This is a genomic window from Marinicellulosiphila megalodicopiae (genome assembly GCF_045862395.1).
Taxonomy (GTDB): domain Bacteria; phylum Pseudomonadota; class Gammaproteobacteria; order Pseudomonadales; family Natronospirillaceae; genus Marinicellulosiphila; species Marinicellulosiphila megalodicopiae.
In genome coordinates, this window is record NZ_AP023087.1 from 92,816 (window position 1) to 119,554 (window position 26,739).

Genomic DNA, 26,739 nt, shown 5'->3' on the forward strand with positions numbered 1-26,739 from the left:
TTATGAAGGGTTAATATCAAATAACGACAATAATTGATCGCCGTTTAGCGACTCCATTTCGCCACTTTTATTATCATAAACCGATTGTGCCATGCGTTGTTTTTGTTTTTGCAATTCTAAAACGCGTTCTTCAATACTATTTTGCGTCACCAGTTTATACACAAATACCGGTTTGTCTTGCCCAATACGATACGCTCGATCGGTTGCTTGGCTTTCAGCTGCTGGGTTCCACCATGGATCAAAGTGAATCACAGTATCTGCCTGAGTTAAGTTTAAACCCACGCCTCCTGCTTTTAATGAAATCAAAAACACATCTACTTCACCACTTGTAAAACGCTCAATGGCTTCTTCGCGTTTGCGCGTTTGTCCTGTTAATTTTGTCGTTTCAATATTGTGAGCGGTTAAGGTCGATTCTATGATTTTTAGCATTTGCGCAAATTGCGAAAAGATTAAAATCTTGCGCCCTTCTGCAATCATTTCAGGCAGGGTATCTAATAAAAACTCTAACTTTGCACTGCTTTGCACTTTTTCAGCATCGGGCAATTTCACCAATTGCGGATGACAGCAAGCTTGGCGTAATTTTAATAAGGCATCTAAAAATTCAATTTGGCTTTTGGCGATGCCTTTTTCTTTAAGCAACTGACGCACGCGTTTTTCCATGGTGACACGAATGCTTTCGTACAACCTGCGTTGGTCTGACGGCATATCTAAATATTGAATAATTTCCGTTTTGTTAGGTAGTTCTGTGGCAACGGCATCTTTGGTCCGGCGCAATAAAAACGGTTTAATGCGTTCGTTTAACCAATTTTGTGCGGTTTTATCGCCTTCCTCGATGGGTTTTCTGTAAAGCTCATTAAAGCGTTTATTGTTATTTAAAAATCCAGGCATTAAGAAATCAAACAACGACCATAATTCACCTAAATGGTTTTCCATTGGTGTACCAGTCATGCAAATACGATGATGCGCTTTAAGCTGTTTTATCGCTTGAGTCATTTTAGCTTTCGGGTTTTTGATCACCTGAGCTTCATCTAACACCAACCACAGCCATCTGCGCTGCATGTGCACTTCAATATCACGATGAATCAAAGGATAGGTTGTAATCACAAGATGATAATCGGCAACTCGATCAAATAAATCATGGCGTTGCGGTCCGTGTAAAACTAATACTTTTAAATTTGGTGCAAACTTAGCCGCTTCATTACGCCAGTTACCAATCAAACTGGTTGGGCACACCACCATCATCGGCTCTGTAATTTTGTCTGCGTTATACAATACCTGCATCATAGACAACGCTTGCACGGTTTTACCTAATCCCATGTCGTCGGCTAAAATGCCACCAAATCCATATTCTTGTAAAAAGTTAATCCAATTTAACCCTTGTTGCTGATATTCACGCAGCTCAGCTTGAAGACCTTTTGGTGCGTCTATTGCGGTGATGCCTGAAAAATCTTTCAGTTTTTTAGCTAACGACTGAATTTTTTTGCTGCCAGACCAAGTATTCACAAACGGAATATGATTTAACACATCCGCATGGTAGCGCCCAATTTTCCCATCTTTGTTTGTCAGCTGATTTAAAATTCTAATAATCGGCTCGATGTCCGTTTTGTTGAATTTTAAGAAGTCTCCTTTGTTTGGCACCAAAATTTTATCGGGTAAATTTTCCCAATCTTCAATGTTGGCTAACCCGTCAATTAACAAAGGCACTAAATCGATTTTCTCACCATTTAAAGTGACGGATAAACCCAATTCAAACCAGTTATCAAATTCAGACGCTTCTGTACTGACATCACCTTGCGCGTGGTCAATCTCATAAATTTCAGGCAATGAGACATTATTTAATATAACTTCCCAGCCCGCACTTTCAAGAATTTCCTGGGCATCGTCTTTAAACTTCGTCCAAAAGAACACATCTTCAGATACGAATTTATTTTCATTTTTTGAAGTATGAATCAAAATGGGATCATTCAACCCTAACTCGCGTAACATTAATAACGCAGAACGCTCTTTGCCTAAATCTCGATGCCAGCGATGCAATTGCTCGTCTATTTTAAATACAGTCGGATTCATGGATTCGTATTGATTATAATCCGTCACAAATTCATCGTATTGATAATAGAATTTCGCAAAATAATGATTCAGTTTTTCATCAAAATCGATGTGTAAAAGCGGTTTAAAGTCGCCATTAAACTCAACCACATTTAAATCAACAGGCACAGTAATGGGCAAGTTTCGATCAAATACCCACATCGAAAACTGCTTGGCATCATCTTCACTTAGTGGGGGTAAATCATTTAAATGTTCAATAATTTTAGGCGTTAACATGGTCGAGATCTGACCAATTTTATTGCTCGCCACATTCAAATAATGCATTGGTGTGGTAGGTAATAATACATAATCAGGGCGCTGATCCACCAAAATTTCTAATGTATAGGGGGCGTTGTCAGTCCATTTGAACTCAAATTTTTGCTTCATAGGTTCAATGCTAAAAGGGGGGGTGTCCGTGGTTTGCCAAAAGCATCGACCCGTTGCAACCATTTTGATTAACACCTGCGCTCTGGCAGCGTTATAAATTTCAAATGAGTTATTCACATCTTGGGCACTAAATGACATGTTGTTAAACACTTCGCAATCTAGCTGGGTCACATAATCGTCAATGCAGTTATAGATCACATCATTGGTCATGGACTTTAAATTAATGGTGACACCTTTATTGATGCCCTCATGTTTGTTGCGCTTGGTTTTTCTCACCTCAACTTCTAAGCCGTTAATGCCAGTGCTTAACACATACACCAAAAAGTCTTCATGAATTGACTGGGTATCACTTGATTTAGTTAAGATATTTTTTTGTTCGGCATTTTCAAACCACGATTGCATATTGGATTTTTTAACAACGGGCTCGATCACGTCTTTTGAAGTGGGATCTAAAAACAAACCATTATCGTATGCTTGTAATATTAACGCAGCCCCGTGTTTGCATTGATCGGAATCTGAGCATTCGCAATCTGTTATAAACTCACCTTCGCTGATCCAAGCCTCGGTGAAATAACGCATATTACCGCCACCTAAGACCGTACCGCTGACCACATTTCCATCTTGATACTTATCCAAAGTAAGATCAAATACTCGACCTTCATCATAATACTTCTTACCTCTGTGGTAAGTGACCGCACTAAAAGAAGCTTTAACGTGTTTTTTTTGAATAAGCATATTGGATAAAGGCAGCTGAAAAAATGGACAAGTATTGTACAGGGTTTTAAGCAAGGATAGCGGGTTTACAGCAAATGTTTTTTAATTAATTTCGTTTGTGTTGTTTTGCTGTTTTTTAAAGCACCACTTTGTAGGTCAACCAAAAGATTAATTTGTGTACGGATGCAGGATTTAAAACGACTGCAAAATACAGCTAACGCAACCTCATTTTAAAACGCAAAAAAAGTGATTCTTTTGTGCGGTTTTAGACTCTTTGTTTATTTAATCCATACAAAGTCAGGGCAAAAACAATTCAAATAAACAAATTTTTTCTTAACAGGTTATAATCTCCCTTTTTCAATATTGTTGTATGGAATGTTTAACTTTCTACAGCCCAAATTTTGCATATAGGAAGTTCATATGTTTTTGCTTAGCAACATCAAAGATAGAGATTACAAAAAGTTATACCCAACTGAGCGCGGTGTGATTTTTGATATTACTGATAAACAGTTGAAAAACGCAAAAAACATTGCGTGGAACGATCTTAAAGAAGGCAGCATCATTTGTGTTGTAACAAGTACACGTAATGTGAGTACTTTTTTTAGAGTTACCGAAGTGAAAGGTGCTGGTGACGCTACCGAAGAAGCAGGCGAATCGTTTATTTTAAAGGGCGATATCGTGGGTAAATTAGCATCTGAAACCAGCATGGGTGCGCTTCTTAGTCGTTTCAAGGTGGAACATAAGTTTTTACCTAAAAACAAATTCAGCATCGGATTTAACGTTGCAGACTTAGGTGACGCTCTAGATAAACTTAAAATTAGAACCCGTGAAGAAAGCTTAACGGTTGCAGAGTTAAAAGCCGGCGAATAGTGATAAGTACAGATTTTATACAATTAAACCCAAACATGGTGCGCCAGTTTGGGTTTTTTTATGCAAGCTCAATGGTGTTTAAAATCTTGATGTTTGAGTAGAATTTCAATTGGAAAAGATAGGAAAATTTGGCGGATAAAAAAACTGAGCAGAAATTTAGATCATTTTGGATCCGACCCCAGGATCTTCACTTACAAACGGTAACAAATTTAAGCCCCTTCAGACTTTGAATTCAGTCCCATTGTTCTGCAAAATAGCGTATCAATTCCCCCTTAAAAACGGTTATAATCGGCCTTTTTTTGCACAGCTGTTAATAATTTGAGCAATCCTTAGATCAAACCTTTAATTGACAGTTTGCAGCAGCAACCACTTATAAAATTACCCAAAACAATTAAACGGCAATGAGCATTCAATGAGCGACATGGAAATTGAACTTGAATCTGATTCTGACGAAGTGTCGGTGACAGATCAAGACATTACTAAACTGGAGTTAAAAACTGGCTTGCGTTTAAGTGACGCAAAGCAGGATGCACAGGCGCGTCAGTCCGAAATGCCATTTGCCATTGTCGCGGGTAAAGAAATGATTCAGTTGCCGCTGGATTTGTTTATTCCACCAGATTGCCTTGAAGTGTTTTTAGACAGTTTTGAAGGCCCACTGGATTTATTGCTTTATTTAATCAAAAAACAAAACATCGATGTATTGCAAATTAATGTGTTTGAAATTACCAAACAATACATGGCATACGTTGAGTTAATGCAATCGGTGAATTTAGAATTGGCTGGCGAATATTTGGTAATGGCTGCCATGTTGACTGAAATTAAGTCGCGTATCTTATTGCCACGTAACGAAGAGGGCGAAGAGGAAGACGATGGATTAGATCCTCGGGCTGAGTTAATTCGTCGATTACAAGAATACGAACAATTTAAAACCGCCGCGCAAAACATCGAAGAAATGCCACGTACTGGGCGTGATATTTTCATTCGTACCGCTTCTAAAGTGGAATCTGACGCACCTTTGGTGCATCCAGATATAGAAATGGAAGAGATCATGCGGGCATTTAAGTTTATTTTAGAGCGCGCTGAAATGGAGGTGGGGCATGAAGTTGCTTACGAAACACTGTCTACTCGCGAGCGAATGAGCCAAGTATTAGAGCGCCTTAAGGGTAAGGCGTTTGTTCCATATATTTCATTGTTTGATGCGTCTGAAGGTCGTTTAGGTGTGGTAGTGACGTTTTTGGCAATTATGGAGTTAGCAAAAGAACAACTGGTGGATTTGGTTCAAAATGAATTATTTGGACCAATTCATGTAAAAGCGAAAGGTGCGCCTGAGAATGAATGAAGAACTAAACAATGAATCCGCTGAGGCGGAAATTATCGATGAGACATCAATCGAAACAGCAGATCACAAGCGTAATGATGACGCGCAAAGTGAAATGAATGAAACACAAAGCGACGAGCTTTCCATCGAAGACGTTGAAAAAGAAGCATTGCGCACTAAAGCGCAAGACGATTTAGATGTGCAAAAAGACGATGGCGCAGGATTCTCCCTTCGTTTAAATGAAGCCGAAGGGGACTTTGAGCAAATGCTTGAAGATTACGACACTCCTGAGGAAAACGAGAGCGACTTTCAAGAAGAAGCCCCAGAAGAATTAGCTGAAATTAAAGGTCGCCTACCTTATGGTGGATTTGAGCCAACACGCTTAAAAGGCATGTTAGAAGGAATGGTATTTGCTGCAGGCAAAACCATAACACTTGGCGAGCTACAGCGTTTGTTTGAAGACCAAGAGCGCCCTAGCAAAAAAGACATCAAATGTTTATTAGCTGAGTCCATAGTGTCCTACGAAAACCAAGGCATTGAGTTAATAGAAACCGCTGCGGGTTATCGTTTTCAAACACGTCAGCAAGATGCATTGTGGATCGCGCGTTTATTTGGTGAAAAACCACAAAAGTATTCCCGTGCAATGTTAGAAACCATTGCGTTGATTGCCTATCGCCAACCTATTACGCGCGGCGAAATTGAAGACGTACGCGGTGTGGCCGTTTCAAGTTACATCATCAAAACATTATTAGAGCGTCAATGGATTCGTGTGGTTGGGCATCGTGAAGTACCCGGGCGGCCTGCCATGTTTGCAACCACTAAACAATTTTTAGATTACTTTGGTTTAAGCTCGTTATCGCAAATGCCAACCATGGCAGAAATTAAAAACATTGAAGATATTAATCCGCAAATGTCATTGCCAGATACTGGATCGGTCGATGTAGATAAAGAAGCTTCATTAGATGAATTGGTCAACGAGCTAAAAGACGAAACCAAAGAACGCGAAGCCGATACTTATTTAGACGAGCAATTGGCGGGCGACTTAAAACAATTAGATGAAGTAAACAAAACCATTGAAGTGAGTTTTGCAGCACAACGAGCTGGCTCAGTCAGTGAAGATGATCCAGATTATGAAAAATCCAAACAAATGTCTGACGGATTTGATGACTTGGTGAAATCATTTAATGATGAAAACCCAGTACAATACGATCAGCCGTTACCCAAATTAGCCGAAGGGTTTGAAGAGATTGCTCAATCGTTTGATAAGCAACTTGAAGACTCTGATGAACAGCAAGACGAAGACCAAGCCACTGATGACTCGTTGTCTGCCAGTGCATTATTTAACGAACCAGAAAGCCAGACGTTGAGTGAAAATCAACAACTCCAGCGCGCACAAGATGAAATATCTCAAGAAGAACAAATGCGCATTATTGAAGAAAAACTGGCACAACAAGCTGCTTTAATCGCAGCCCAGTCCCTAGAAGAACCACAAGACGAAGATGAATTTTAATGAGTGAAAGAATACAAAAAGTACTAGCAAGTTTAGGTGTCGGATCCCGTCGCCAAATGGAAACTTACATTGAAGCTGGCCGTGTAAAAGTAGACGGTTTAGTTGCCAAGCTAGGCGATAAAGTCGAACCAAGCCAAGAATTAGAAGTAGATGGTCGTAAAATCAAAGCGCCACATTTAGCGTTTAGACGAGTGATTGCCTATAACAAACCAGAGGGTGAAATTTGCACACGCGAAGATCCCGAGGGTCGTAAAACCGTGTTTGATAAGCTGCCTAAAATTCCAGGCGAGCGCTGGGTGGCGGTTGGTCGTTTAGATATCAACACAAGTGGTTTGTTATTATTTACAACCGATGGCGAATTAGCCAACAAAATGATGCATCCTTCGACTCAAATTGAGCGTGAATATGCCGTACGTGTTTTGGGTGATGTCAACATCGACATGATTAACCGTATGCATGAAGGCGTTGAACTAGAAGACGGCATTGCAAAATTCACAGACATTCAAGAATTTGCAGGCTCCGGTGCAAACACGTGGTATCACGTTGTGATCATGGAAGGGCGTAACCGAGAAGTGCGTCGTTTATGGGAATCACAGGGCGTAAAAGTATCACGTTTAAAACGCGTACGTTACGGCAGTGTATTTATGGATTCTTCATTACGTGCAGGTACGTTTATTGAATTAGATCGTAAAACCATTGATGGCATTGCAGTAAGCTTAGATTTACCAAAAAAACCTTGGGAATCCATCATGCGTGGATTTGACGAAGGTGCTAAGCGTAAAATGACCAATCAACGCACACGCCGCCGTGAAAATAATCGAGGCCGATAATGATTAAGCTATTGCAGTTTTTTATCATGAGTGTAATCAGCTTGGTGCCAGTTTTGGCGCTTGCTGATAGCGTGCCTCAGTCAAAACGATGGTTTGCATTAGGTGGATTTAATCGCGCGTTATACAGTGATATTCGTTACGATTTTAAAAATGAAGATTATGATTTTACATTAAGTAGAATCGATGCAGATAACGCCGAAGTATTTAAAAATAATGTTTCAGTGGGATATTTTTTTGATGAAAACTATGCCGTGAGTATGGGAGTTGATCAATTAAGATACGTGTTGGCCAATGGGCAAACTGTAAAAATATCTGGCGACATTGCAAATGTGGACCCTGCTTTTAATGGCAGTTATAAAAAAGATTCAGTGACACTTACTGATGATTTTATCATGTTCGATAAATCAGACGCGATCAATTATTTATTTGTGGATCACAGTTATTATTCTGAATACCGAGAATATACGCCACTTGAAGACGGCAACGTTACCGCGCATTGGTTAGTAGGTTTAAGTGCCGGCATGATGGTGCCAAAAACCAATGCAATATTATTCACTCAAGAAAGTTTTGATGGATTATATTTAGCAGGTGCGGGGGTGAATGTAAAAGTGGGGGCAAATTTATTTTTAGGCCAACATTTTTTTGTTCAATCCGAAATGAAAATGGGATACGCAAATTTGTGGAATGTCAAAATGACAGAAGACGAGTTAACCGATATCACTCAACAGTTTAGCTTTGGTCAAATTAATTTATCCGTTGGAGGCTTGTTGTAATGCCACAGTTTTTTAAACAGGCGGTGGATTTAGATCAATATCAAGGTTTAATTTTTGATATGGATGGCACCATTGTGGATTCCGGTCAGTTGCATGAAAAAGCATGGCTAGAAACATTAGAGCGTCATAATATTTTTGTGAGTCGTGAATTTATGCGTGGCTTAGCAGGCGTACCCACTTTACAAACCATTGAGCTTGCAGCAAAACAGTCCAACGTAAAATTAAGTGAAAATGAAATCAACTTAATGATGGGTGAAAAAGAAACATTCGTTCATGCTCACTTTAGCGAATTTGTAAAAGCCACCGCGTTAGAAAAAATCATCAAACAATATTATAAAAAATTACCCATGGCTGTGGGTACGGGTGCATCGACACAAGAGGCGCACAATTTTTTAAAACAAACAGGATTGTTTGAGTACTTTGATGCGATAGTTGGATGCGACCAAGTTGTAAATGGCAAACCTAAAGGCGATACGTTTTTATTAGGCGCACAAAAAATTAATGTTGATCCAAAACATTGCATTGTATTTGAAGATGCAGAATTTGGTTTTATGGCTGCAATAGATGCAGGTATGGATGTGGTTGATGTAAAAGAAGCCTATAACATTCATAACGATTATTTTTTATAAAATAATCGTTATGATCTTTTTTGAGTTTATCCACACGAGTCACATCTAAAAATTTTAAATCTCTATAATATATATCGCTATAAATAAGTGGAAGCAGTAATGACGATCCAAATAATGATTAAAAAAAGTCTAATCGGAATTTGGGTGTTGTTATTATGCCTTGCATTCTGGATGGCATTTGTTTTACCAAAAAATGAACAAAAAACCATTTATACCTTTGAAGATTTTTACGCAAAAACTGATCCGAATTATTTAAGTCAGTGGCCTAAAAATATTTATCCACAAAACAATCCTACCACCGAAGCGTTTATTCAAACGATTTTAAAACAATTAACCCTAGAAGAAAAAATAGCCCAAATGATTTTGTTACCTGATTCCATATCAAGTGATGAATTTAATCTGTATCCCTACTCTGGATTAGTATTTGATCAGGGCAGAAAAGATACAGGCGGAAAACGCATACGAGATTGGCACAAAGGATTAGATAAATGGTGGAATTCACAAAAAGAAACCGCCGAAATAAATCAGCGACCATTCATTCCTCCATTTTTAAAACTAAATTTACAAGCTGGTAATGGATTTACTTTAGCTCAAGCTATTTTTCCTCCAAGGTTAAATTTAGGACAAACAAGAAACCCTCAACTAGTAGAGCAAGTTGCCTCCTTACAAGCAAAACAAGCAACACAAACGGGTTTTAATTGGTTAGTTGAAGGATTTGATAGTCCTATACATGACAAGCGTATTGCCCAAATATCACAAAGTTTTTCAGAAGATCCTGCATTAAATAAAAAATTAGCCAGCGCTTATGTGCAAGCAGTGCAACCTAAAAACCACACTTACAACGATATTATGACAAGCTCGCGTGGATATTTAGCGCTAGGCTCAGCAAGTTTTTTACGTGGTAATATTTTTGAAGATGAATCCGTAATATTAAATCGATATGCGCAGGGGCATATAGGGGCAATAGAACAGGGTGTACTGTCTGTAGAATTATCAAACGGGCAAATCAATTCTAAAAATATGTTAAATCATCGTTATTATGTGCAAACTATTTTAAAACAAACAATGGGATTTACAGGGATTGTCACTACATCTTTGAATGCAACAGCACAAAATTCTGGGTGTCGATTGGCTAATTGTGCATCGGCAATTAATGCCGGAGTCGATATGTTTTATTTTGATTCAGATGTGGCCATTAGCGCAGGCCCTTCTTCTTTTGGTTCAACAAAATATCACGCAAGTGAAAAGTTTATTCAAAATACAGCAAGCGCAGTAAAAAACGGAAGCATTAAACAAAGTCGAATTGATGATGCAGTATTACGAATATTACGTGTAAAACATAAATTGGGTTTATTTAATTATCAGTCTCCAAGTGAGCGCGCAGAATCAATTAAAATAGATGACACTGAATTACTAGATTTAGTAAATAAAACGGTGATTGAATCTTCGGTATTAATTAAAAATCAAGCAAACACATTACCATTAAATAACAAATACAAAGTATTGCTCACGGGTTTAGGTGCCGATGAATTAACTCATCAAATTGGCGTGTGGGCAAATGGAAGCTTACGGAATTTAAATAATCGTTCAATCAAACAAGGCAGTACTTTAGTTGAGAGCTTTGAATCCAGTGATAAATTATTTGATCATGTGCCATTTGAATTTATAGACAGTCAAGGCATTACACAAAAAGCCTTAGAGCAATTTAATAAACGCGAAGATGGAAAAATGATTCCTAAAAAAGATAAATTAGGGATTTATGGCGAGTTAATTGAATTAGATTCAGACGATGAGCAAGATATTATTGATTATCAAAAAGATTATGAAAAACGCATTAATAAAGCATTAAGATATTATCAACAAATTGTATTTGTGATCAGTCAAGATCCTGTTTTAGATGGCACATCAACAGAGTCGACATTGGACTTTAGCGAATTTTATCGTAATCAATTAAATGCCTTCAAATTATTAGAAAAGCTGGATTCAAAAATAACAGTGATTATATTCGGACACTCACCGATGTATATGCCTGAAATAATGGACAGCGCAAATGCAATAATTTTTGCAGGAAGACCGGGTACTCACTCAGCTGGTCTTATAAGTGTGCTGTATGGTGAGCATGATTCTAAATTGGGCCAGTTAGGATTCAGTTGGCCAAGATTGCCCTGTGATTTCAAACACAGCGTGGGTGTGCTTGATTACGATCCATTTTTAAAATTTGGTTTCGGCTTAGATAACTTACAACAAATAGCTTCTTGGAGAACCGCAGTGCCAGAAGAAATTGAATATTGCTCCCCCATTAAACGATAAGGTTGAACTCATGAAAAAAGCAATGACCGCTCAATCTTATAAATTTGCAAGCACCGGTTTTTTAATGCCGTTTATATTGGTGTTTGTCTGTTTTAATTTATATCCCTATGCAGTGAGTTTATTTACTTCCTTTTATCATTGGGATGATTCAAAAACCTTCACTTTAGAAAATATGGAATTTGTATTTTTTAAAAATTATCAAAATTTATTATTAGAACCTAATATTAAAGCCATTTTTTATCATTTTTTATGGTATGTACCTACAAGCTTATTTTTAATTCATAGTATCAGTTTGTTGTTAGCTAAAAGCATCATGGCGTCGTATTTTCGTTTTCATGGTGTATTTTTAATGCTGTTGTTTATTCCTTATATGATCGGCGAGGCAAGTTTAGCCAGTATTTTTAGTCGACCATTTACAGACCAAGACGGATGGATTGTGGGTTTGTTTAATCAGTTTAACGTCCCTGAAACACAAACTTGGTTGGGTCAAGAACGCAGAGGGGGAACACCATTATGGATGGGGGTAATATTTTTGTTTTTTTGTACTGTTATAAAATACAGCGGATTCTTTACATTAATATATTACATGTCATTAAATAGTATTCATCCATCAATTATTGAATCGGCAAAATTAGAAGGCGCAAATAATAGACAGGTGTTTTTCAAAATTGAATTCCCAATGATCAGAAAAATGTTTGGCATGATGGTTGTGTTGTCGTTGATTTTTATATCGCAAGCGTCCCATGTGCAATTGTGGCTAAGTCGTCAATTAGAAGTTGAATCAAATGCATTACCTATGGAAACATTTTCAGATTTATTACAATCCTTATATTTTGAATTTCGTGACGTTGGATCGGTTTCGGCATTAACATGGGTGTTCGTAGTGATTATATTGTTGTTTATCGCAATAGGAATGATCGGATCTAAGCTGATTAATAAATATAAAATGAGAAAAGAAAATGCAGCCTAATATTAAAGATCATTTAGTTAAAATTATTGTTACATGTATTTTGTTATTGATTTGCATTTCATTAACTAAACCGTTTATCAGCCATTTTGTTCAATCTTTTTATATTTACGATATGCCACGTTCACCTTGGCAGTCCGATTATGGCTTTAATGGATTAATATCGCAGATATTTTATTCAGAAATATTTTTTGATAATTTATGGGTGAGCATTAAAATTGCTAGTTTAGGTGTATTATTTAGCTGTTTGTTTTGCGCCATGACAGCCTATGCATTGGTGATGTATTCTTACAAAATAAAATACGTCATATTAACGATTTTATTAGTGGTGTTGATGATCCCCGAATTTGTTAAAGTGATGCCGTTTTTTATTACCATTAAACAGCTTCATCTACTTAATAATCATTTAGCATTGTGGATACCTTTTGTTGTCCCTCCTTTAGGTGTCTTAGTCATTAAACAATATATTGAATCTTTATTTATAAAGGAAATCATAGAAGCAGCGAGATTAGATGGCGCAAATGAGTGGCAGGTATTTTATAAAATCATGCTGCCATTATTGTCCCCTGCAATTTCAATTGTTGCGATAATTCAGTTTACTTTTTTTTGGAACTATATTGATCTAAGTGTATTTATTATCAGTGAAACAGATAAAAAACCACTATTGCATATCGGATCAAATGGCTTCCCTACTTATTTCTTTGGTTCACTTTCTGTGATTGTGCCTATTATAGTATTAGCAATTAGTTCACGCAGTATCACACATTATTTAAAAGGCAGCACAATTTAACAGGTGCAATTTAACGGGTGCGATTTAACAGGTGCGATTTAACAGGTGAAGTGAATGGATATTAGACAGTCAACACAACAGGATGTTGAAAAAATATTTGAATTACTGATATGCACTGCAAATTGGTTAAAAGATATATGCCCACAACAATGGCCAATGGATTGGTTATTGTCAAAACGACAAGAATTAAAACAATCCATTGAGGATGGGCAGTTTTATATTGTTGAAATAGAAGACAAAATGGCTGCTATTTTTGAAATAAAAACCCAAAGTGAACCAGTATGGAATCACAATAAACGCAATGCATATTATGTGCATAAATTAGCGGTAGATCAAAAATATAAAAAAATGAATTTAGGTCCCAAAATTATCAGAACCATATTTGATATGGCTAAACAAAATAAAATACCTGTCGTTCGCCTTGATTGTGTTAGTGCAAATTCATTTTTAAAACAATTTTATTTAGATCAAGGATTTTCGTTGATGGGTTCAGCGGATGATGAAGGTGAAGAAGTATTATTATTTGAATATGTGATTTAATTCAAATGCCAGAAAATTTGTAAACCTTCGTTGAATAAAATCGTAATTGTAGGTTTCGGATTCATCGTCACAGGGATGTGCCCAATTAGAATTGTGCCTCGAGCATGCATCGTTCCAATAAACACCTGTAGGTTCCGGATTTATTCGGAAAAAACAATCCAAGTCATTCAAAAAACCAAATTTGTAAAAACCTCACAATAAATCTAGACCCTGTAAGTTCGGGATTTATTCCGAAAAAACAAACCTCAACCGTAAGTTCCGGATTCATTCGAAAAAAACTAACCCAATGATCACATCCAATAAAAAAACAAACTGAAATCCTTGTCGCTTTTTGTTATTGTCTGCCTCTATTAACACCAAACAAACCTATTAAAAACCAAACCGAACTGCTCCATCAAAGGAATCCAACATGTCATTGATTTTACCATCAACTCACAAATCTTCATTCAAACAACGATTCAAAACCACCAGCCTAATGGCAGCGATTATTGTGGTCGGTACGTTTTCATCCTGTGGTACGGATTCCGCTGATAAGGATGACGACAATGACGGAATCATCAATTCCCAAGACGCGTTTCCCAACAACAAGGACAGGCAACTAAATAAAAATCAATGACATCTAAAAATAAATAAGGCACATATTTTAGAAAATATGATGCCTTAACAAATTAATCTGTTAAAAAAGAGATCACACAGAGGGAATTGCTACAATTATCGAGCATTGCTCAAATCGAAGGCGCAGGGAATTCAATCAAAATTTATTGATTCGAATAAAAGCTAATAAAATATGTATGAATAATAAAAAAGGAAGCTAAAGCCCAAGAACACTTAATGATTTCACCCAGCCACAAGCTCGCTTAAGTCCAAATTTAGAAAAATGCTGATCGATACTGGATGCTTTGCCAATTAAGTTAGCAAAGCTATTGTTGATATTCAGTGACGCATTTAAAAACAACGTTTCGGACAAATCGAGTCGAGTTAAAAACCAACAACAAGGACAGGCAACTAAATAAAAACCAATGACATCTAAACAACAACAAGGACAGGCAACTAAATAAAAACCAATGACATCTAAAAATAAATAAGGCACATATTTTAGAAAATATGATGCCTTAACAAATTAATCTGTTAAAAAAGAGATCACACAGAGGGAATTGCTACAATTATCGAGCATTGCTCAAATCGAAGGCGCAGGGAATTCAATCAAAATTTATTGATTCGAATAAAAGCTAATAAAATATGTATGAATAATAAAAAAGGAAGCTAAAGCCCAAGAACACTTAATGATTTCACCCAGCCACAAGCTCGCTTGAGTCCAAATTTAGAAAAATGCTGATCGATACTGGATGCTTTGCCAATTAAGTTAGCAAAGCTATTGTTGATATTCAGTGACGCATTTAAAAACAACGTTTCGGACAAATCGAGTCGAGTTAATATGTCGGGTAATTCACTATCGATTTTTCCTTTTTTACTTTCTGCACATTGTTTTCCTGTCCAGTCTACTAATTCTAAATACGCCTTAGTTGAAATTTGAATGTGGGTTTTACAGTGTTTTGAAAGAGGTAATAAATCATTCGGTTGATCTTTTACTAGATTAGAATGGTTTGATTTTTTAAAGCACTCACTTCTTTTTTTGATTGATGTATATTCAGATTCTTCAGGTGTTTTAGTCATTTGAGCGCGCACAGGATTTAAATCTACATAAACCATGGCGGCTAATAATCCTTCATCGTCTAAAATCGCTTTTGATTTATATCGACCCTCCCAAAATTTGCCTGTGCAGTTATCTTCAATATTTGAGAGTCTAGAAATCGGCTCATTAATATTTTTCATAAACCAACCAATATTAATCAATCGATTACGCCAAATTTCAACGGTTTCGGCTAGCAAAATACGTTCTTGTGGGTTGAGTTTAGAGCCATCTAAAAACGCTCTAGAGATCATCGTACCCGTATACAATTGATGCCAGCGCTTGATTACCTCGGCAGCAGACCAAGACTCAGCCTGTTTAACGTTCACGCTAATCACCAAATGATAATGGTTATTCATGATTGCATATGAGGCGATATCAATTGCAAATATGCTGGGCAGTTTTAATAAAATATCTTCAACCCATGCACGGCGATGCTCAAAATCTTGGTTGGTATACTCATCTTTACCGCACAGAAATGCGCGACGCACGCAACGGCAGGTAATTAAGTATTTTGTAGTAGCAGTATAATTTACTAGGCGTTTTCTCGCTTTTGTCATGTTGATTCCTAATTGATTAATCAAATGACAACAAATTCAATCCATTTGAATTATGTTGTCTTTATATTTATAAAATGATAGATCGATTGTGAGAGTTGTCAAATTATTTTAATTAGCCTGTCCTTTTAAGTTACTTTTAAGTTCTTCTTTTAAGTTCAAGTTCCATATTTATAAAATGATAGATCGATTGTGAGGGTTGTCAAATTATTTTATTTAGCCTGTCCTTTTTAATTGATACTTTTTAATTGCTCTCTTTTTAATTCTTTAGCCTGTCCTTTTTAATTCTTTCTTTTTAATTCTTCCTTTTTAATTCTTACTTTTTAATTCCTTTTTAATTCTGTTTAAATTTAATTCACATACTGCAATGACTCTCAGGCAACACTCTATTTCCATTTTAAAATTCAAGCCATAAAAAGGCCGATATTAATTTAATAATATCAGCCTAATGCAGTATTTTTTTGTCAAGATTCTAGACCTAACAGCTTTTCTTTAGGAAAGTGCAACGTATCTGTAAATCAAAAAAAAGCCCGCTAATGAGCAGGCTTTGATTTAATGAATAGAGGTTATTTATTAAAAAAGGATATCGACTCTATCATTAACACCTAACTGGACAGAGTTTGAAGTTGTTTTAAATTTGATATGCATAACATTACCTGATTTAAACCAAGCTTGGCCAGCATGATTTTTCAGTGCATTTAATGAATTAACTTGCACCCAACCCGTTTTAGTAATTTTGGCGGTTGGTTTTAAGTTCTTCAATGCAATCATCGCGGTATCGCCAACCTCATAACCATACTCCATGGATAATGGAAGCGTGGTTAATGATTTTAATGCGCCTGTTGTAAATTCATTTTCAAAATCTAATTCCAAATGATAATCGGTTTTATTTAACGGAATATAAACTTTGTAAAATTTACGAGCGACATGCATTAATGTATTTTTTGTGACACCCGCTAAGTCAGAACGTGTCGTAGCAATACCCGGTAATTTATTGATATCACTCGTTCTAATTAATAGCTGGCCGTAATAATAAGGACATAATACCCCATCATCTTTTGACGCTTTACTTGCCACACAGCTGTCATCAATCATTAATGGTGATTTAGGAGTAATGGACCAGCGACCAGGCTTACCGCTTATGCTGCCATCATAATCTCGAATAACATTTGCTGAGGTAGCCACATTGCTAGAGTTTTCATTACCCACTGACAGCATCAAATCTGAGTTATCACGAGTAAGATTAGTCACCCCTTGATACATAAATGTTACACCACCACCTACTCGTACAAACATTGGGCTGTCCGCATTGTCTTGTGAGTAATTCACTAAGTGTGTGTTAGTGATTCGAGTACCAAAATCATAAATACCAAATGCTGCGCGAGTAACAGGTTTACTGCCCGCTAATTTAGAGTTTGAAACAAATAATGAATCATCAATAAAGGCTGGGAAGGCAGATACAAACGCCGCTCGTTTAGAATTAATACCCGTTGAATACCCAGTGTCTAAGACCTTGATATTTTTAAAACGGTGGTATCTGTTACAAGGCCAAATTGCGCCTATGCCACCAAAATAAACCGTTAGGTTTTCAATTAATGCACCATTAACATTGGTTGGCTCATAACCAGGGCGACCTTCACTTCTGCTACAAATTGACAAAGCCATACCCGATGAATGCACGGTATTATCTTTAAATTTAGCAAAATCAGATTTTCTTGGATTATAATTTTTAGCTTCAGCTAATGCAGCACTATCCCCAGTTACTTTATCTTCTGTGTCATACCAATAACCAAGGCCATCTGATCCCGCTGCTGCATTATTAGTGAAGGTATTGTTACCATTTGAAATCCAAAAAGAAGCCGGACCTTGTGACGCTGGCCCTTTTTCAAAATCACTAGGAATTAACGCATCTGCCTCAGGAGGTCTGGTTGCCCATAACACTAAGTTATGATCAAACGTATTGCCTTGCTCAATGCCGTCTTCTAAGAAAATACCGTGACCGACATGTTTGTAACATACGTTATCTGATACAACAGTGTTGTGAGTACCATGTACGGTGATACAACGGTTATAACTGTTTTTAATCACGCTATTTTTTATAAACTGTCCAGTAGCATCTTGCACCATGTGCCAATGGAATGGATAACGACCTTTTAAGCCATACTGGCCCATTCGATCCATTTCAACCCCAGAAAGATAAGCTTGTGAATTGATCATCACCATCACATGACCACCATATTTGTCATCATTTGACTGAATATCACCTCTGATTTTAATATTTCGAGTCAACAAACCAACCTCAGCGCGAGTGTTCACGTCCCATCCGCGTGTGTCATTAAAGTAAGATTGAATTTCACCAAAATGCTTATATTTTAAAGGGGCTTTTAAATCCACAATTAGGCCGTCTATTTTTTCAATAGTAACGGTTTCTGCTTGTTTATAGTCTTGAGAAGTTGATGTAATCACTAACTGGTCACCTGCTCTCCAATCAGTTGTTTCACTTAATACTATTTGTTGCGCGTCTTTTGCAGCCGTTTCATCTAAATGAATCCAGCTGGTTCTTTCTTGTCCATGCAAATTCAACACACCACCCATCATGACACCAATTAACTTGGTACCCATACCCGAGCCATCTTTTGCTACATTGGCAGGTTTAGCGCCCGTTAAGGTGATGTTTAGTTTGTTTGTAAATGGCTTTAATTCAGTACCACAAGTAAATTCACCATGTACCATAATCGAATCAGCAGTGATATTTAAGTTTTGCTCTGCACAACGTAACTCACCATTAATTTGTAATGATTTAAGGGTAATGTTTTGGTCTAACATGACTTTCATATTTTTAGTAATGGTCACTGAGCTGCCATTTGCAGGTACATTACCGCCCCAAGTTTCAGGATCACTCCAAACTTTAAACCCTGCTGGTAACGCTGGTTCTTCAACAGTAGGAACTTCATAAGGCTGGATATTAAATAGATCAATGTTCAATCCACCTTCTACAAACAATAAACGCAATGTATGTACTTTATTTCTGGTTAATGCAATTGGACCACTTATCACCGTACTATAGGCTGTCCAACCATTTGATGGGGCGCTGACTGTAGATTGAAGATTGCCATCAATTTCAATCGCTAGGTTTTTGTTTTCATTTGCTGAAGCAAGTTTTAGCTCCAGTTGGAAGTTGCCACTTGTTTTTGATTGAATTTTAAATTCTAACCACTCATCTTTTTGAGTGTAACCAATGGCGCATTCGCTGCCATTGGAGTTATTAATAATCACTTGGTCGACTGCTTGATCAGAAGGGCCACAGTTACCTAAATTTTCAGCGGTTGTATCAAAGGCATTAATGTAGCTTTCCGCTTCAATTTTATTTGCAGGTACATCAATAACATGATCGATTGGTGGCGCGACATTATAAAATGTCTGCTCAATATATTGAGCAAGTGTTTTTGCACAATCTGTAACACATAAGCTTGGATTAGCAGTAGGCATTGACGTTTCAATCGTTGAAATTAAGGTATTGTTTTCAATTAAAGAAGCTAAATTCGTATATTGAGCCCCGTCGCTATGACAATTTGTACAATTTTTAGATTTAAATAACGCTTGTGCCTCCATTAAATCAAAATCGGATTCAATCACTTGTATATAACAGGCTTTAACAACACCCTTAATTGGATCTGATCCAAAAGACGCATTAGAACATCCAACATTTTCATTTTGATCTAAAAGAAAAACAAATTGGTCAGAAGCGCCATACGCTAGATTAACCGTACTGTAATTAGACGTATCGACTTCGATCATATCGCCTTCATTAGCGATAAATGCATAACCTTCAGGAATCATTAATTCTGATTGGGTCTCAGTTTCAGTTTGAGTACCAGAATCGGTCATTGTGTTTGTGTTGTTTGAAGTATCTGTTTGAGTGTCAGTACCGGTTGTAGAGTCTGTATTTGTTTGAGTGTTCGTTGCTGTATTTTCAGAAGTGTTTGTAGTCGTGTTTGTTTTTGTCTCAATACTAGTATTGGTTTGAGTATTGTCGTCTGTAGCCGTGGCGACAGTTTGTGTTTGTGTATCCACAGGCATTGTTGTTTGGGTTGAAGTTAAACTATTGGTGTCAATATTTGATTGCTCATTGCTAGTATCTACTTGAGAATCAGTTTGAGTTAATATGTCGCTTTGGGTAATGGTCGAATTAACGTTGTTATTTTCTATACCATTAGGCTGAGTATCGTCCGATTGACATGACACCAAAGCCACACTTGTTATTATCATCAATAATGAGATGTTATCTTTAATGCTCGATTTTACAAACTTTCCAACACTGCTAATGCAATTGGGTAAAGTGTTTTTAATTTTCATTTCAACCTCTAAAATAATCAACGTCTGCTAATAATAAAATTTAATTAAAAAATATTTTTTAATTTATAGTTTTATTTTAAAAGTAATGTTATCACCTCGATCGAATTTCATTAGTAACTATCATTAAAATTTATGCGCCTTAATTCTCAAATAATTATAATATAATGAAAAAAAATACTTAATATATTGAAAAATATAACTATTTACCCTCTGCGTGTTAGTTTTTTAATCTAACAAACCTCGTGTTATTTAACAAAGAATCTACATAACAAAACAAATTTTTCAATTTGCTACAATTTGTAATAAATCTTATATAATAGTGTTTTTTTACAATAAATTTCTATTAACACTAATTAAAAAAATCATATCCACTGATATTTGTCTGAGTACATATTTGGGTTTGTATTCCTTAAATATATGTAAATAAATTTTTTTATGGATGACTGGCTTCTATTATTTGTAACGTAAGTGTTGATGTTTATATGAATACTTCTATTTCTATTTCATAGATTCCTAAAAAAATATACTTCGTTATTAAGGACCTCTGAAATAGAAAGATTTTTTCAGCGAGTCATTTAGACGCAAAGTGCACGGCGATCGTCGAAGCTAAATGACGAGTCCTTTTCGAGGCAATGACAGGTTTTATGCTCTTGCAAAACCTAAGTACTGGCATCCTTGCCAACAACAAAGCAATTTGTGCCTAAATGGCTCGCCCCGGCAATTGCTCATGCATTACTCTAATCTTTGGCATCCATACCAAGATACGGGACTTTCTAAATCAGAGATTCCTTAAATAATTTTCAGAATCATATTAAGTGGACACATAAAATTTCTACAAATAATCGAGTTATTTATGTCGGCGGTTTGTTTTGATTTGATTTGGGTACTCACAATAAACTGGTTTTAAATTTCTGTGTCAGCCTGAAGGAGTTAGTCGGTATCAATTTTAAACAGGAAGATAAGACATTATTTTAAACACGGAAAATATGACACCATTTTAAACAATAAAACTAATCTCGCATTTTGAATAAAATAACTATTAATATTGAAATTCTCCATGTTAGACTCAATTCACATTTTTATATTATTTTATAACAATCTTTTATTATTTTTGGAGAATTACATGATCATTGAAGTGGGTGAAAAAGTACATGTGATGTATCGATCTTTATATGAAAAATCAATGCGTCGACATTTTATTGGAACGGTAACAGCAGCAAAAGATGCGTTGTGTCGTATTGAGGGCTATGTATTTATTTACGATGATAAAAAAACTGAATTTGTTAGAAAGCCTGAACTGCGCACCACAATTATGGACCTAGCAGAAAGCGATTATATTGTTAATTTGATTGATTCAAATGTCATCATCAGCGACATTCGATATAAATACGCCCAAGGCGTTGGGTTAGTGGCAAGCGACAATAAAGACTTTTCCCTAAACATCAATGAGTTTGGTGTTAAAAGTTAATTAAAAAATAAAATCTAGAGTGAAAAAACTACGATGTTACTCACTCTAGAATTTCAAACATTACTTTACTTTTATGTTTACCGTGACTCGACACTTCGCTTAATATCTTCTAAATCTTGCTGTATGAGTTTGACCATACTCTTTTTCATCAATGGCGTAAAAATAAACGATAATATTTTTGCTATGAATGTCTGCGCTTCGCCTGAAAACTCCATTGACAATTCAACTAATGTGCCTTTCTTTTGAACTTTCATGACACTGATATAAACCGCGCCTGAGTTTTCTGCCCGAGTTTGATAAAAGTGATTTTCTTCGCTATGAGTAATCCACATAGTTTCATCTGCTTCTTTACCAAACATTTTACGGGTTTCGCGCCACTTAAAACCCACTAAGCCTGATTCTGGACGCTCTAACACTTCAACATTCATAATACCTGTAATGGTGTCAGCACAATGTTCAATGTCTGTTATTTTTTGCCAAATCACATCTATTGGCGCATCGATCATAATTGAGGTTTTCATTTTCATGATGGTCACTAATTATTGTTAGAAAGTTGAGTAGTTAAATTAGCATAATTTAAAGGTATTTCAATACTAATTTAAAGTGCGCGGGGTTTGTTCTTTTTTGAATCAAACAATTCCAGAACTAAACCCAGCCCTATCCCTAGCCCAAAAACCAAAACCAAAACCAAAACCTGACAAGTAGCAAACCTGTTTCGCATGACTTTTTGAGAATTACATTAACCTGAAGAAGGCATCGGTTTAAATATTAAACTTTGTAATGGCAAGTATTTTATTTAGCCATATTACTTTAGAATATAAATTTTGGCTTTTCCCATCAACAATACACAAATATTTCACCTTAAAGGATCAATATGTATACAGATGAAGACTTAAATCAGGCAATACAAAAAGGGATATTTACCGCATCCGCTGTAGATGAATTTCGCCACACGGTATCCGACTCAAAATATACAATCTCTGCTGATGAAGAAAATTTCAATATGATTGGCGGATTCAACGACATATTTGTCGTGATCGCATGCTGTTTACTTTTATTTTCATCCCTTTTTGTATTGATTCCTATTACTGGTTTTTTTGGATTAATTATATTTGTGGCGACATCTTGGTGGTTAGCTGAAATTTTTGTTTTGAAAAGAAAAATGGCACTACCTGCTATCTTATTACTATTTGCCTTTGTAGGCGGGGTCTTTTCATTTGTTATTTCGATGTCATCAGACCTTTCGCACCCTTCATTATTTTCTATTATTTTAGCCACGTCTGCCTCGATGATTGCAGCATTTTTTCATTGGAAACGCTTTAAAGTGCCCATTACTATCGCAGCGGGTACAGTTGCGTTGATTGCATTAATCGTTTCAATTTTTATAAGTATTTTTCCAAATGAAGAAAAATGGATACTGACAATATTATCTATTTGCGGTATTGCGACTTTCTTTTTAGCCATGTATTGGGATGCATCAGACACTAAGCGCATCACCAATAAATCGGATGTTGCTTTTTGGTGTCATTTAATTGCTGCGCCATTATTCATTCATCCTGCCTTTACAAGTTTGGGCGTAATGGATGGAAATGAAAACATGTTAAATATGCTTGGTGTGGTTATTTTATATTTAATAATGACGACATTATCCATTGCCATTGATCGTCGTGCTTTTATGGTCTCTTCGTTAGCTTATGTGCTTTATGCATTAACCACCATTTTGAAAAATTACGGTGATGTTGGATATAGTTTTGCATTAACAGGATTATTTATGGGGGCAATGTTATTGCTGTTATCTGTATTTTGGCAAACAACTCGATCATTTATTGTTAAAAAATTACCCATAAAAATTCGCAAATTACTTCCCGCAGTGAATTAATCAGAATGGATGAATACGCACCACTATACACAAAAAAAGAAAGAATCCTCTTGATGCTCAAACATGCATCATGGGCGATTCCTGTTTTTTTGGTGGTTCAATTTTTGTTTTTCCCTTGGTTTGAACAATACAAATATGGTTTTAAAGCGAAGATTCAACCCATATTAGGTTTAACAATACTTCTGTTTTTATTAGGGCTAGGTGGGCGTGGAATATTTTGGGCTAACGATATAATTGATGACACACACAATTCAAACTTGATCAATTCAAACTTGGCCTGTCCAAAGGATAAAATATGAAAAAAATAACATTATTATTTTTACTACTAATCAGCGCATTTTATAGTCACGCATTAGGTAGAGTCATTGCATATGATGAAATCCACAACTCGTTATTTGCAACCATTAGAAGCATCACGACCTGTGGTCAATTTTCAACAAAAAATACAGTAGGCGAAGTAAGACTGATTCAATCTTACACCTATGGTGGTGACATGATATTTTTGGACAGCATCAAAATGGGCGATGCGGGTTTAGAAATTTTACATGGACTGAGTATTAGTGAAATAAATAATGATCATACTGAACTGACATTGCAGAATATTGAATGTCGTTATTTAGGAAGTAATGCAATTGAAATAACAGGATTCGTCAATGGAACTGGGCATGATGATTCTGACAAGTATAATTTTATTATCCTATATCAAGCCGATACAGGAACCTATGTCTTTAAACAATTAACGGATAAACTTAAATAGATTCCTTACACTCATATAGAATTTTGTAACGCATCGTCAAGTTCGACATATTTAAATTGATAACCATGTTTCTCAAGTTTAGTGGAAACAATTTTTTTTCCATTTAACAATAATTCATTTCCCATTTCTCCCATCAATAACTTTATTGCAAATGATGGCATTGAAAAAATAGTTGGTCGATTTAAAACTTTACCCAATGTTTTTGTAAACTCGTTATTTGTCACAGGGTTGGGTGCGCATCCGTTAATCGCTGCGTTTAATGTTTGGTTTTCGATACAATGCAAAATAATGCCGACCAAATCCTCTCTGTGAATCCATGACATCCATTGTTTTCCACTGCCTATTTTTCCTCCCACCCCTAATTTAAATGGCGGTAGCATTTTATTTAAAGCGCCTCCATTTTTATCTAATACAATGCCGGTACGTATTAGACAGGTACGAATACCCAATTGATCGGCCTGCCACGCTTGTTGCTCCCATTGTTGGCAAAGTTGACTTGAAAAACTATGATCACCAATATCTTGTTCTGTAATGGTGGCATCGCTTACACCCATGCCATAAAAGCCAATTGCAGAGCCACTGATAAACAACTTAGGTTTGATTGTCATTGTTTTAAAAAAATCAATGAGCGCTTGAGTGGTTTGAATGCGACTTTGAAGAATTATATTTTTTCTTGTGTGAGTCCATCGTTTATCTGCAATCGGCTCACCAGCTAAATTAATGACAGCATCAAAAGTATCTTCTGGTGTTAATTCATTGATGCTTGATATTGCTCTGACATCGGTTGTTTTGAAAAAATCAGATTGCGTTTTTCTGGTTAACACAACAAGTTGATGTTTATCTTGCAATAAACGTTCACACAATTTTGTTCCAATAAACCCTGTGCCACCGGTGATTAAAATATTCATAAACATTACCTCTAATTGAGTTGTTTACGATCAAATCCATCATTTAGATGAAAATCAAAAGTGTTTCAAACAAACAAAAAAGGCCTGAATAATCAGGCCTTGAAGGGGGAAGTAGTTTAATGATGATTACTCACCTTGAGATTGTATTTTTCTTTCTTTGTTGGATTGATGCGATTGCTGCATCGCTTTTAATTTTTCAACCTGTTCACTGGTTAATACTGCTTCAATTTGAGAGTGAATTTCTGTATGTTTTGCTTTCATTTCTTCTTTGCTTGGTTTTTCGGAGCTTTCTATTTTTTCAACTTTTTTTGCTTGGTAAATTGCTTTAATTTGAGCCACTTGATTTTCTGTTAACTCTAATTGGTTCGCCATTTTTAAAATATTATTACCCTTGCCATTTTTTTTATGTTTGCCGTTGTTTTTGCCATGGTGTTTGTCCATTTTATTTAAAATTGCATCGGCTTGTTCTGGGGTTAAAAACGCTTCTAAAGCTGCTTTATCTTCAGCGATTTGCGATTCTTTTTGCGCTTGGCGCATTTCTTTTTTAGTTTCGCGATATTCTTTTAATTGTTCAATTTGGGTTTCAGTTAGATTTAGGTCATCCAGTCTATCGAATTTTGCATGCGCGATCATCGCACTTGATAACACAGCCACTGTTAAAGTAAGACCTAAAGTTGTTTTTAATGTAGTTTTTAATAGTGATTTATTCATAGCTTTTGCCTCATTGATGTAATTTAAGTTCGACTTATTAAATCGATAAAGTGATTATGAGACAAAATATTGCAACAATTGTGCATCAAATAAGGAAATCACAAAATAAGTTAATATAACGTTTTTTTTCATTAAGCTCCTTTTCATATTATTTACAAAAAAGAGCGATTTTGTTGCATGGAATGTAAATTACTGACTATTTTTCATTCACAATATAAAAAGTATTAACTATTTGAATTATTTGTAGTTACTGTCATCGTTGTTGGTCACAGTTGTTGCAGCCATTGCCGCTTGCTGTGCAGCTACCTGATTTGCGATCACCAAATCATTTTGTTGGCCACTTGCAATAATGCTGGTGCTATACCCCATACCTTTTAATGTGTTGGCCCAAATAATCTGCCCATCTTGTGCATTTAAACAAAATAAATGACACCAGAATATGCATAAATATTTGCATCCTCATAATACACATTAGTGATGGTTGAGCGCTTTAGCTTAGTGCCCCAAAGCTTTTCACCAGTTTGTTTATTAATACAAACAAACCAGCCTGGGGTCGGATCCATTTAATGTTTTAAAACGATCACAACAACAACCGAGCAACAGCCGAGGGTCAGATCCATTTTTTAATAACCTTTGGTTTTATCTAACTTATCAAAAAAATGGATCTGACCCCTGGCTAATTTTTAGGCT

General features: G+C 36.1%; 24 protein-coding genes. 15 read left to right on the forward strand and 9 right to left on the reverse strand.

Annotated elements, in window-relative coordinates; genetic code table 11:
- Positions 1-3,207: an SNF2-related protein gene (locus tag TYM08_RS00365; protein ID WP_422380987.1), complete on the reverse strand. Its 3,207-nt coding sequence runs from the start codon at positions 3,205-3,207 to the stop codon at positions 1-3.
- 399 nt (positions 3,208-3,606) lie between these two features.
- Here TYM08_RS00365 and TYM08_RS00370 point away from each other — a divergent pair, with 399 nt between their 5' ends.
- From TYM08_RS00370 to TYM08_RS00420, 11 genes are all read left to right on the forward strand, one after another.
- Positions 3,607-4,056 carry a hypothetical protein gene (locus TYM08_RS00370; RefSeq protein WP_422380988.1) on the forward strand — a complete coding sequence of 150 codons (450 nt, stop codon included), beginning with the start codon at positions 3,607-3,609 and terminating at the stop codon, positions 4,054-4,056.
- Between the two features lie 412 nt (positions 4,057-4,468).
- Positions 4,469-5,395 (forward strand): segregation and condensation protein A, encoded by a 927-nt coding sequence (locus TYM08_RS00375; protein WP_422380989.1) that lies wholly within the window; start codon positions 4,469-4,471, stop codon positions 5,393-5,395.
- Positions 5,388-6,884, forward strand: a complete 1,497-nt coding sequence (gene scpB / locus TYM08_RS00380; protein WP_422380990.1) for an SMC-Scp complex subunit ScpB — start codon at positions 5,388-5,390, stop codon at positions 6,882-6,884. Before TYM08_RS00375 ends, scpB begins: the two co-directional genes overlap by 8 nt.
- On the forward strand, positions 6,884-7,714 hold the full coding sequence (rluB, locus tag TYM08_RS00385; protein ID WP_422380991.1) for a 23S rRNA pseudouridine(2605) synthase RluB: 831 nt from the start codon (positions 6,884-6,886) through the stop codon (positions 7,712-7,714). Before scpB ends, rluB begins: the two co-directional genes overlap by 1 nt.
- Before the next feature lie 26 nt (positions 7,715-7,740).
- The gene (locus TYM08_RS00390; RefSeq protein WP_422380992.1) at positions 7,741-8,487 is read left to right on the forward strand and encodes a hypothetical protein; all 747 of its coding nucleotides are present in this window, start codon (positions 7,741-7,743) and stop codon (positions 8,485-8,487) included.
- Entirely contained in the window at positions 8,487-9,116 is a 630-nt protein-coding gene (locus tag TYM08_RS00395; RefSeq protein WP_422380993.1) for an HAD-IA family hydrolase, read from the forward strand. Before TYM08_RS00390 ends, TYM08_RS00395 begins: the two co-directional genes overlap by 1 nt.
- Before the next feature lie 99 nt (positions 9,117-9,215).
- On the forward strand, positions 9,216-11,426 hold the full coding sequence (locus TYM08_RS00400) for a glycoside hydrolase family 3 N-terminal domain-containing protein (RefSeq protein WP_422380994.1): 2,211 nt from the start codon (positions 9,216-9,218) through the stop codon (positions 11,424-11,426).
- 10 nt (positions 11,427-11,436) lie between these two features.
- Positions 11,437-12,396 (forward strand): carbohydrate ABC transporter permease, encoded by a 960-nt coding sequence (locus tag TYM08_RS00405; RefSeq protein ID WP_422380995.1) that lies wholly within the window; start codon positions 11,437-11,439, stop codon positions 12,394-12,396.
- Positions 12,386-13,183, forward strand: coding sequence for a carbohydrate ABC transporter permease (locus TYM08_RS00410; protein ID WP_422380996.1), 798 nt, complete (start codon positions 12,386-12,388; stop codon positions 13,181-13,183). Before TYM08_RS00405 ends, TYM08_RS00410 begins: the two co-directional genes overlap by 11 nt.
- 54 nt (positions 13,184-13,237) lie before the next feature.
- A complete protein-coding gene (locus tag TYM08_RS00415; protein WP_422380997.1) occupies positions 13,238-13,723 on the forward strand; it encodes a GNAT family N-acetyltransferase in 486 nt (161 codons plus the stop codon).
- Between the two features lie 409 nt (positions 13,724-14,132).
- Positions 14,133-14,339 carry a hypothetical protein gene (locus TYM08_RS00420; RefSeq protein WP_422380998.1) on the forward strand — a complete coding sequence of 69 codons (207 nt, stop codon included), beginning with the start codon at positions 14,133-14,135 and terminating at the stop codon, positions 14,337-14,339.
- 195 nt (positions 14,340-14,534) lie between these two features.
- On the opposite strand, the gene TYM08_RS00425 is transcribed toward TYM08_RS00420, so the two are convergent.
- From TYM08_RS00425 to TYM08_RS00435, 3 genes are all read right to left on the reverse strand, one after another.
- Positions 14,535-14,813 carry a hypothetical protein gene (locus TYM08_RS00425; RefSeq protein WP_422380999.1) on the reverse strand — a complete coding sequence of 93 codons (279 nt, stop codon included), beginning with the start codon at positions 14,811-14,813 and terminating at the stop codon, positions 14,535-14,537.
- Positions 14,814-14,986: 173 nt separating this feature from the next.
- Positions 14,987-15,973, reverse strand: coding sequence for a transposase (locus tag TYM08_RS00430; RefSeq protein ID WP_422380908.1), 987 nt, complete (start codon positions 15,971-15,973; stop codon positions 14,987-14,989).
- 570 nt (positions 15,974-16,543) lie between these two features.
- Complete coding sequence (locus tag TYM08_RS00435; protein WP_422381000.1) at positions 16,544-20,326, reverse strand: G8 domain-containing protein; 3,783 nt, start codon at positions 20,324-20,326, stop codon at positions 16,544-16,546.
- A gap of 1,123 nt (positions 20,327-21,449) precedes the next feature.
- Here TYM08_RS00435 and TYM08_RS00440 point away from each other — a divergent pair.
- The gene (locus TYM08_RS00440; RefSeq protein WP_422381001.1) at positions 21,450-21,794 is read left to right on the forward strand and encodes a hypothetical protein; all 345 of its coding nucleotides are present in this window, start codon (positions 21,450-21,452) and stop codon (positions 21,792-21,794) included.
- 77 nt (positions 21,795-21,871) lie between these two features.
- Here the strand turns inward: TYM08_RS00440 and TYM08_RS00445 are convergent, their stop codons facing one another.
- Positions 21,872-22,321, reverse strand: coding sequence for an SRPBCC family protein (locus TYM08_RS00445; RefSeq protein ID WP_422381002.1), 450 nt, complete (start codon positions 22,319-22,321; stop codon positions 21,872-21,874).
- Between the two features lie 347 nt (positions 22,322-22,668).
- Between TYM08_RS00445 and TYM08_RS00450 the strand changes: the two genes are divergently transcribed.
- The 3 genes from TYM08_RS00450 to TYM08_RS00460 are packed head-to-tail and all read left to right on the forward strand — an operon-like array spanning position 22,669 to position 24,430.
- Positions 22,669-23,673, forward strand: a complete 1,005-nt coding sequence (locus tag TYM08_RS00450; RefSeq protein ID WP_422381003.1) for a hypothetical protein — start codon at positions 22,669-22,671, stop codon at positions 23,671-23,673.
- A 53-nt stretch (positions 23,674-23,726) separates the two neighbouring features.
- Complete coding sequence (locus tag TYM08_RS00455) at positions 23,727-23,972, forward strand: hypothetical protein (protein WP_422381004.1); 246 nt, start codon at positions 23,727-23,729, stop codon at positions 23,970-23,972.
- Complete coding sequence (locus TYM08_RS00460; protein WP_422381005.1) at positions 23,969-24,430, forward strand: hypothetical protein; 462 nt, start codon at positions 23,969-23,971, stop codon at positions 24,428-24,430. The genes TYM08_RS00455 and TYM08_RS00460 overlap by 4 nt, the downstream gene beginning before the upstream one ends.
- Before the next feature lie 11 nt (positions 24,431-24,441).
- Here the strand turns inward: TYM08_RS00460 and TYM08_RS00465 are convergent, their stop codons facing one another.
- The 4 genes from TYM08_RS00465 to TYM08_RS00480 form a co-directional block, all read right to left on the reverse strand.
- Positions 24,442-25,338 (reverse strand): TIGR01777 family oxidoreductase, encoded by an 897-nt coding sequence (locus tag TYM08_RS00465; protein WP_422381006.1) that lies wholly within the window; start codon positions 25,336-25,338, stop codon positions 24,442-24,444.
- Between the two features lie 126 nt (positions 25,339-25,464).
- Positions 25,465-26,049: a hypothetical protein gene (locus tag TYM08_RS00470; protein ID WP_422381007.1), complete on the reverse strand. Its 585-nt coding sequence runs from the start codon at positions 26,047-26,049 to the stop codon at positions 25,465-25,467.
- Positions 26,050-26,286: 237 nt separating this feature from the next.
- A complete protein-coding gene (locus TYM08_RS00475; protein WP_422381008.1) occupies positions 26,287-26,418 on the reverse strand; it encodes a hypothetical protein in 132 nt (43 codons plus the stop codon).
- Between the two features lie 44 nt (positions 26,419-26,462).
- Positions 26,463-26,612 (reverse strand): hypothetical protein, encoded by a 150-nt coding sequence (locus TYM08_RS00480; protein ID WP_422381009.1) that lies wholly within the window; start codon positions 26,610-26,612, stop codon positions 26,463-26,465.
- Positions 26,613-26,739: the final 127 nt, after the last annotated feature.

Excerpts from the sequence above, each read along its gene's own strand:
- TYM08_RS00365 (WP_422380987.1), bottom strand. The coding sequence starts at position 3,207 with ATGCTTATTCAAAAAAAACACGTTAAAGCTTCTTTTAGTGCGGTCACT.
- TYM08_RS00370 (WP_422380988.1), top strand. The coding sequence starts at position 3,607 with ATGTTTTTGCTTAGCAACATCAAAGATAGAGATTACAAAAAGTTATAC.
- TYM08_RS00375 (WP_422380989.1), top strand. The coding sequence starts at position 4,469 with ATGAGCGACATGGAAATTGAACTTGAATCTGATTCTGACGAAGTGTCG.
- scpB (WP_422380990.1), top strand. The coding sequence starts at position 5,388 with ATGAATGAAGAACTAAACAATGAATCCGCTGAGGCGGAAATTATCGAT.
- rluB (WP_422380991.1), top strand. The coding sequence starts at position 6,884 with ATGAGTGAAAGAATACAAAAAGTACTAGCAAGTTTAGGTGTCGGATCC.
- TYM08_RS00390 (WP_422380992.1), top strand. The coding sequence starts at position 7,741 with ATGAGTGTAATCAGCTTGGTGCCAGTTTTGGCGCTTGCTGATAGCGTG.
- TYM08_RS00395 (WP_422380993.1), top strand. The coding sequence starts at position 8,487 with ATGCCACAGTTTTTTAAACAGGCGGTGGATTTAGATCAATATCAAGGT.
- TYM08_RS00400 (WP_422380994.1), top strand. The coding sequence starts at position 9,216 with ATGACGATCCAAATAATGATTAAAAAAAGTCTAATCGGAATTTGGGTG.
- TYM08_RS00405 (WP_422380995.1), top strand. The coding sequence starts at position 11,437 with ATGAAAAAAGCAATGACCGCTCAATCTTATAAATTTGCAAGCACCGGT.
- TYM08_RS00410 (WP_422380996.1), top strand. The coding sequence starts at position 12,386 with ATGCAGCCTAATATTAAAGATCATTTAGTTAAAATTATTGTTACATGT.
- TYM08_RS00415 (WP_422380997.1), top strand. The coding sequence starts at position 13,238 with ATGGATATTAGACAGTCAACACAACAGGATGTTGAAAAAATATTTGAA.
- TYM08_RS00420 (WP_422380998.1), top strand. The coding sequence starts at position 14,133 with ATGTCATTGATTTTACCATCAACTCACAAATCTTCATTCAAACAACGA.
- TYM08_RS00430 (WP_422380908.1), bottom strand. The coding sequence starts at position 15,973 with ATGACAAAAGCGAGAAAACGCCTAGTAAATTATACTGCTACTACAAAA.
- TYM08_RS00435 (WP_422381000.1), bottom strand. The coding sequence starts at position 20,326 with ATGAAAATTAAAAACACTTTACCCAATTGCATTAGCAGTGTTGGAAAG.
- TYM08_RS00440 (WP_422381001.1), top strand. The coding sequence starts at position 21,450 with ATGATCATTGAAGTGGGTGAAAAAGTACATGTGATGTATCGATCTTTA.
- TYM08_RS00445 (WP_422381002.1), bottom strand. The coding sequence starts at position 22,321 with ATGAAAATGAAAACCTCAATTATGATCGATGCGCCAATAGATGTGATT.
- TYM08_RS00450 (WP_422381003.1), top strand. The coding sequence starts at position 22,669 with ATGTATACAGATGAAGACTTAAATCAGGCAATACAAAAAGGGATATTT.
- TYM08_RS00455 (WP_422381004.1), top strand. The coding sequence starts at position 23,727 with ATGCTCAAACATGCATCATGGGCGATTCCTGTTTTTTTGGTGGTTCAA.
- TYM08_RS00460 (WP_422381005.1), top strand. The coding sequence starts at position 23,969 with ATGAAAAAAATAACATTATTATTTTTACTACTAATCAGCGCATTTTAT.
- TYM08_RS00465 (WP_422381006.1), bottom strand. The coding sequence starts at position 25,338 with ATGAATATTTTAATCACCGGTGGCACAGGGTTTATTGGAACAAAATTG.
- TYM08_RS00470 (WP_422381007.1), bottom strand. The coding sequence starts at position 26,049 with ATGAATAAATCACTATTAAAAACTACATTAAAAACAACTTTAGGTCTT.
- TYM08_RS00475 (WP_422381008.1), bottom strand. The coding sequence starts at position 26,418 with ATGGGGTATAGCACCAGCATTATTGCAAGTGGCCAACAAAATGATTTG.
- TYM08_RS00480 (WP_422381009.1), bottom strand. The coding sequence starts at position 26,612 with ATGGATCCGACCCCAGGCTGGTTTGTTTGTATTAATAAACAAACTGGT.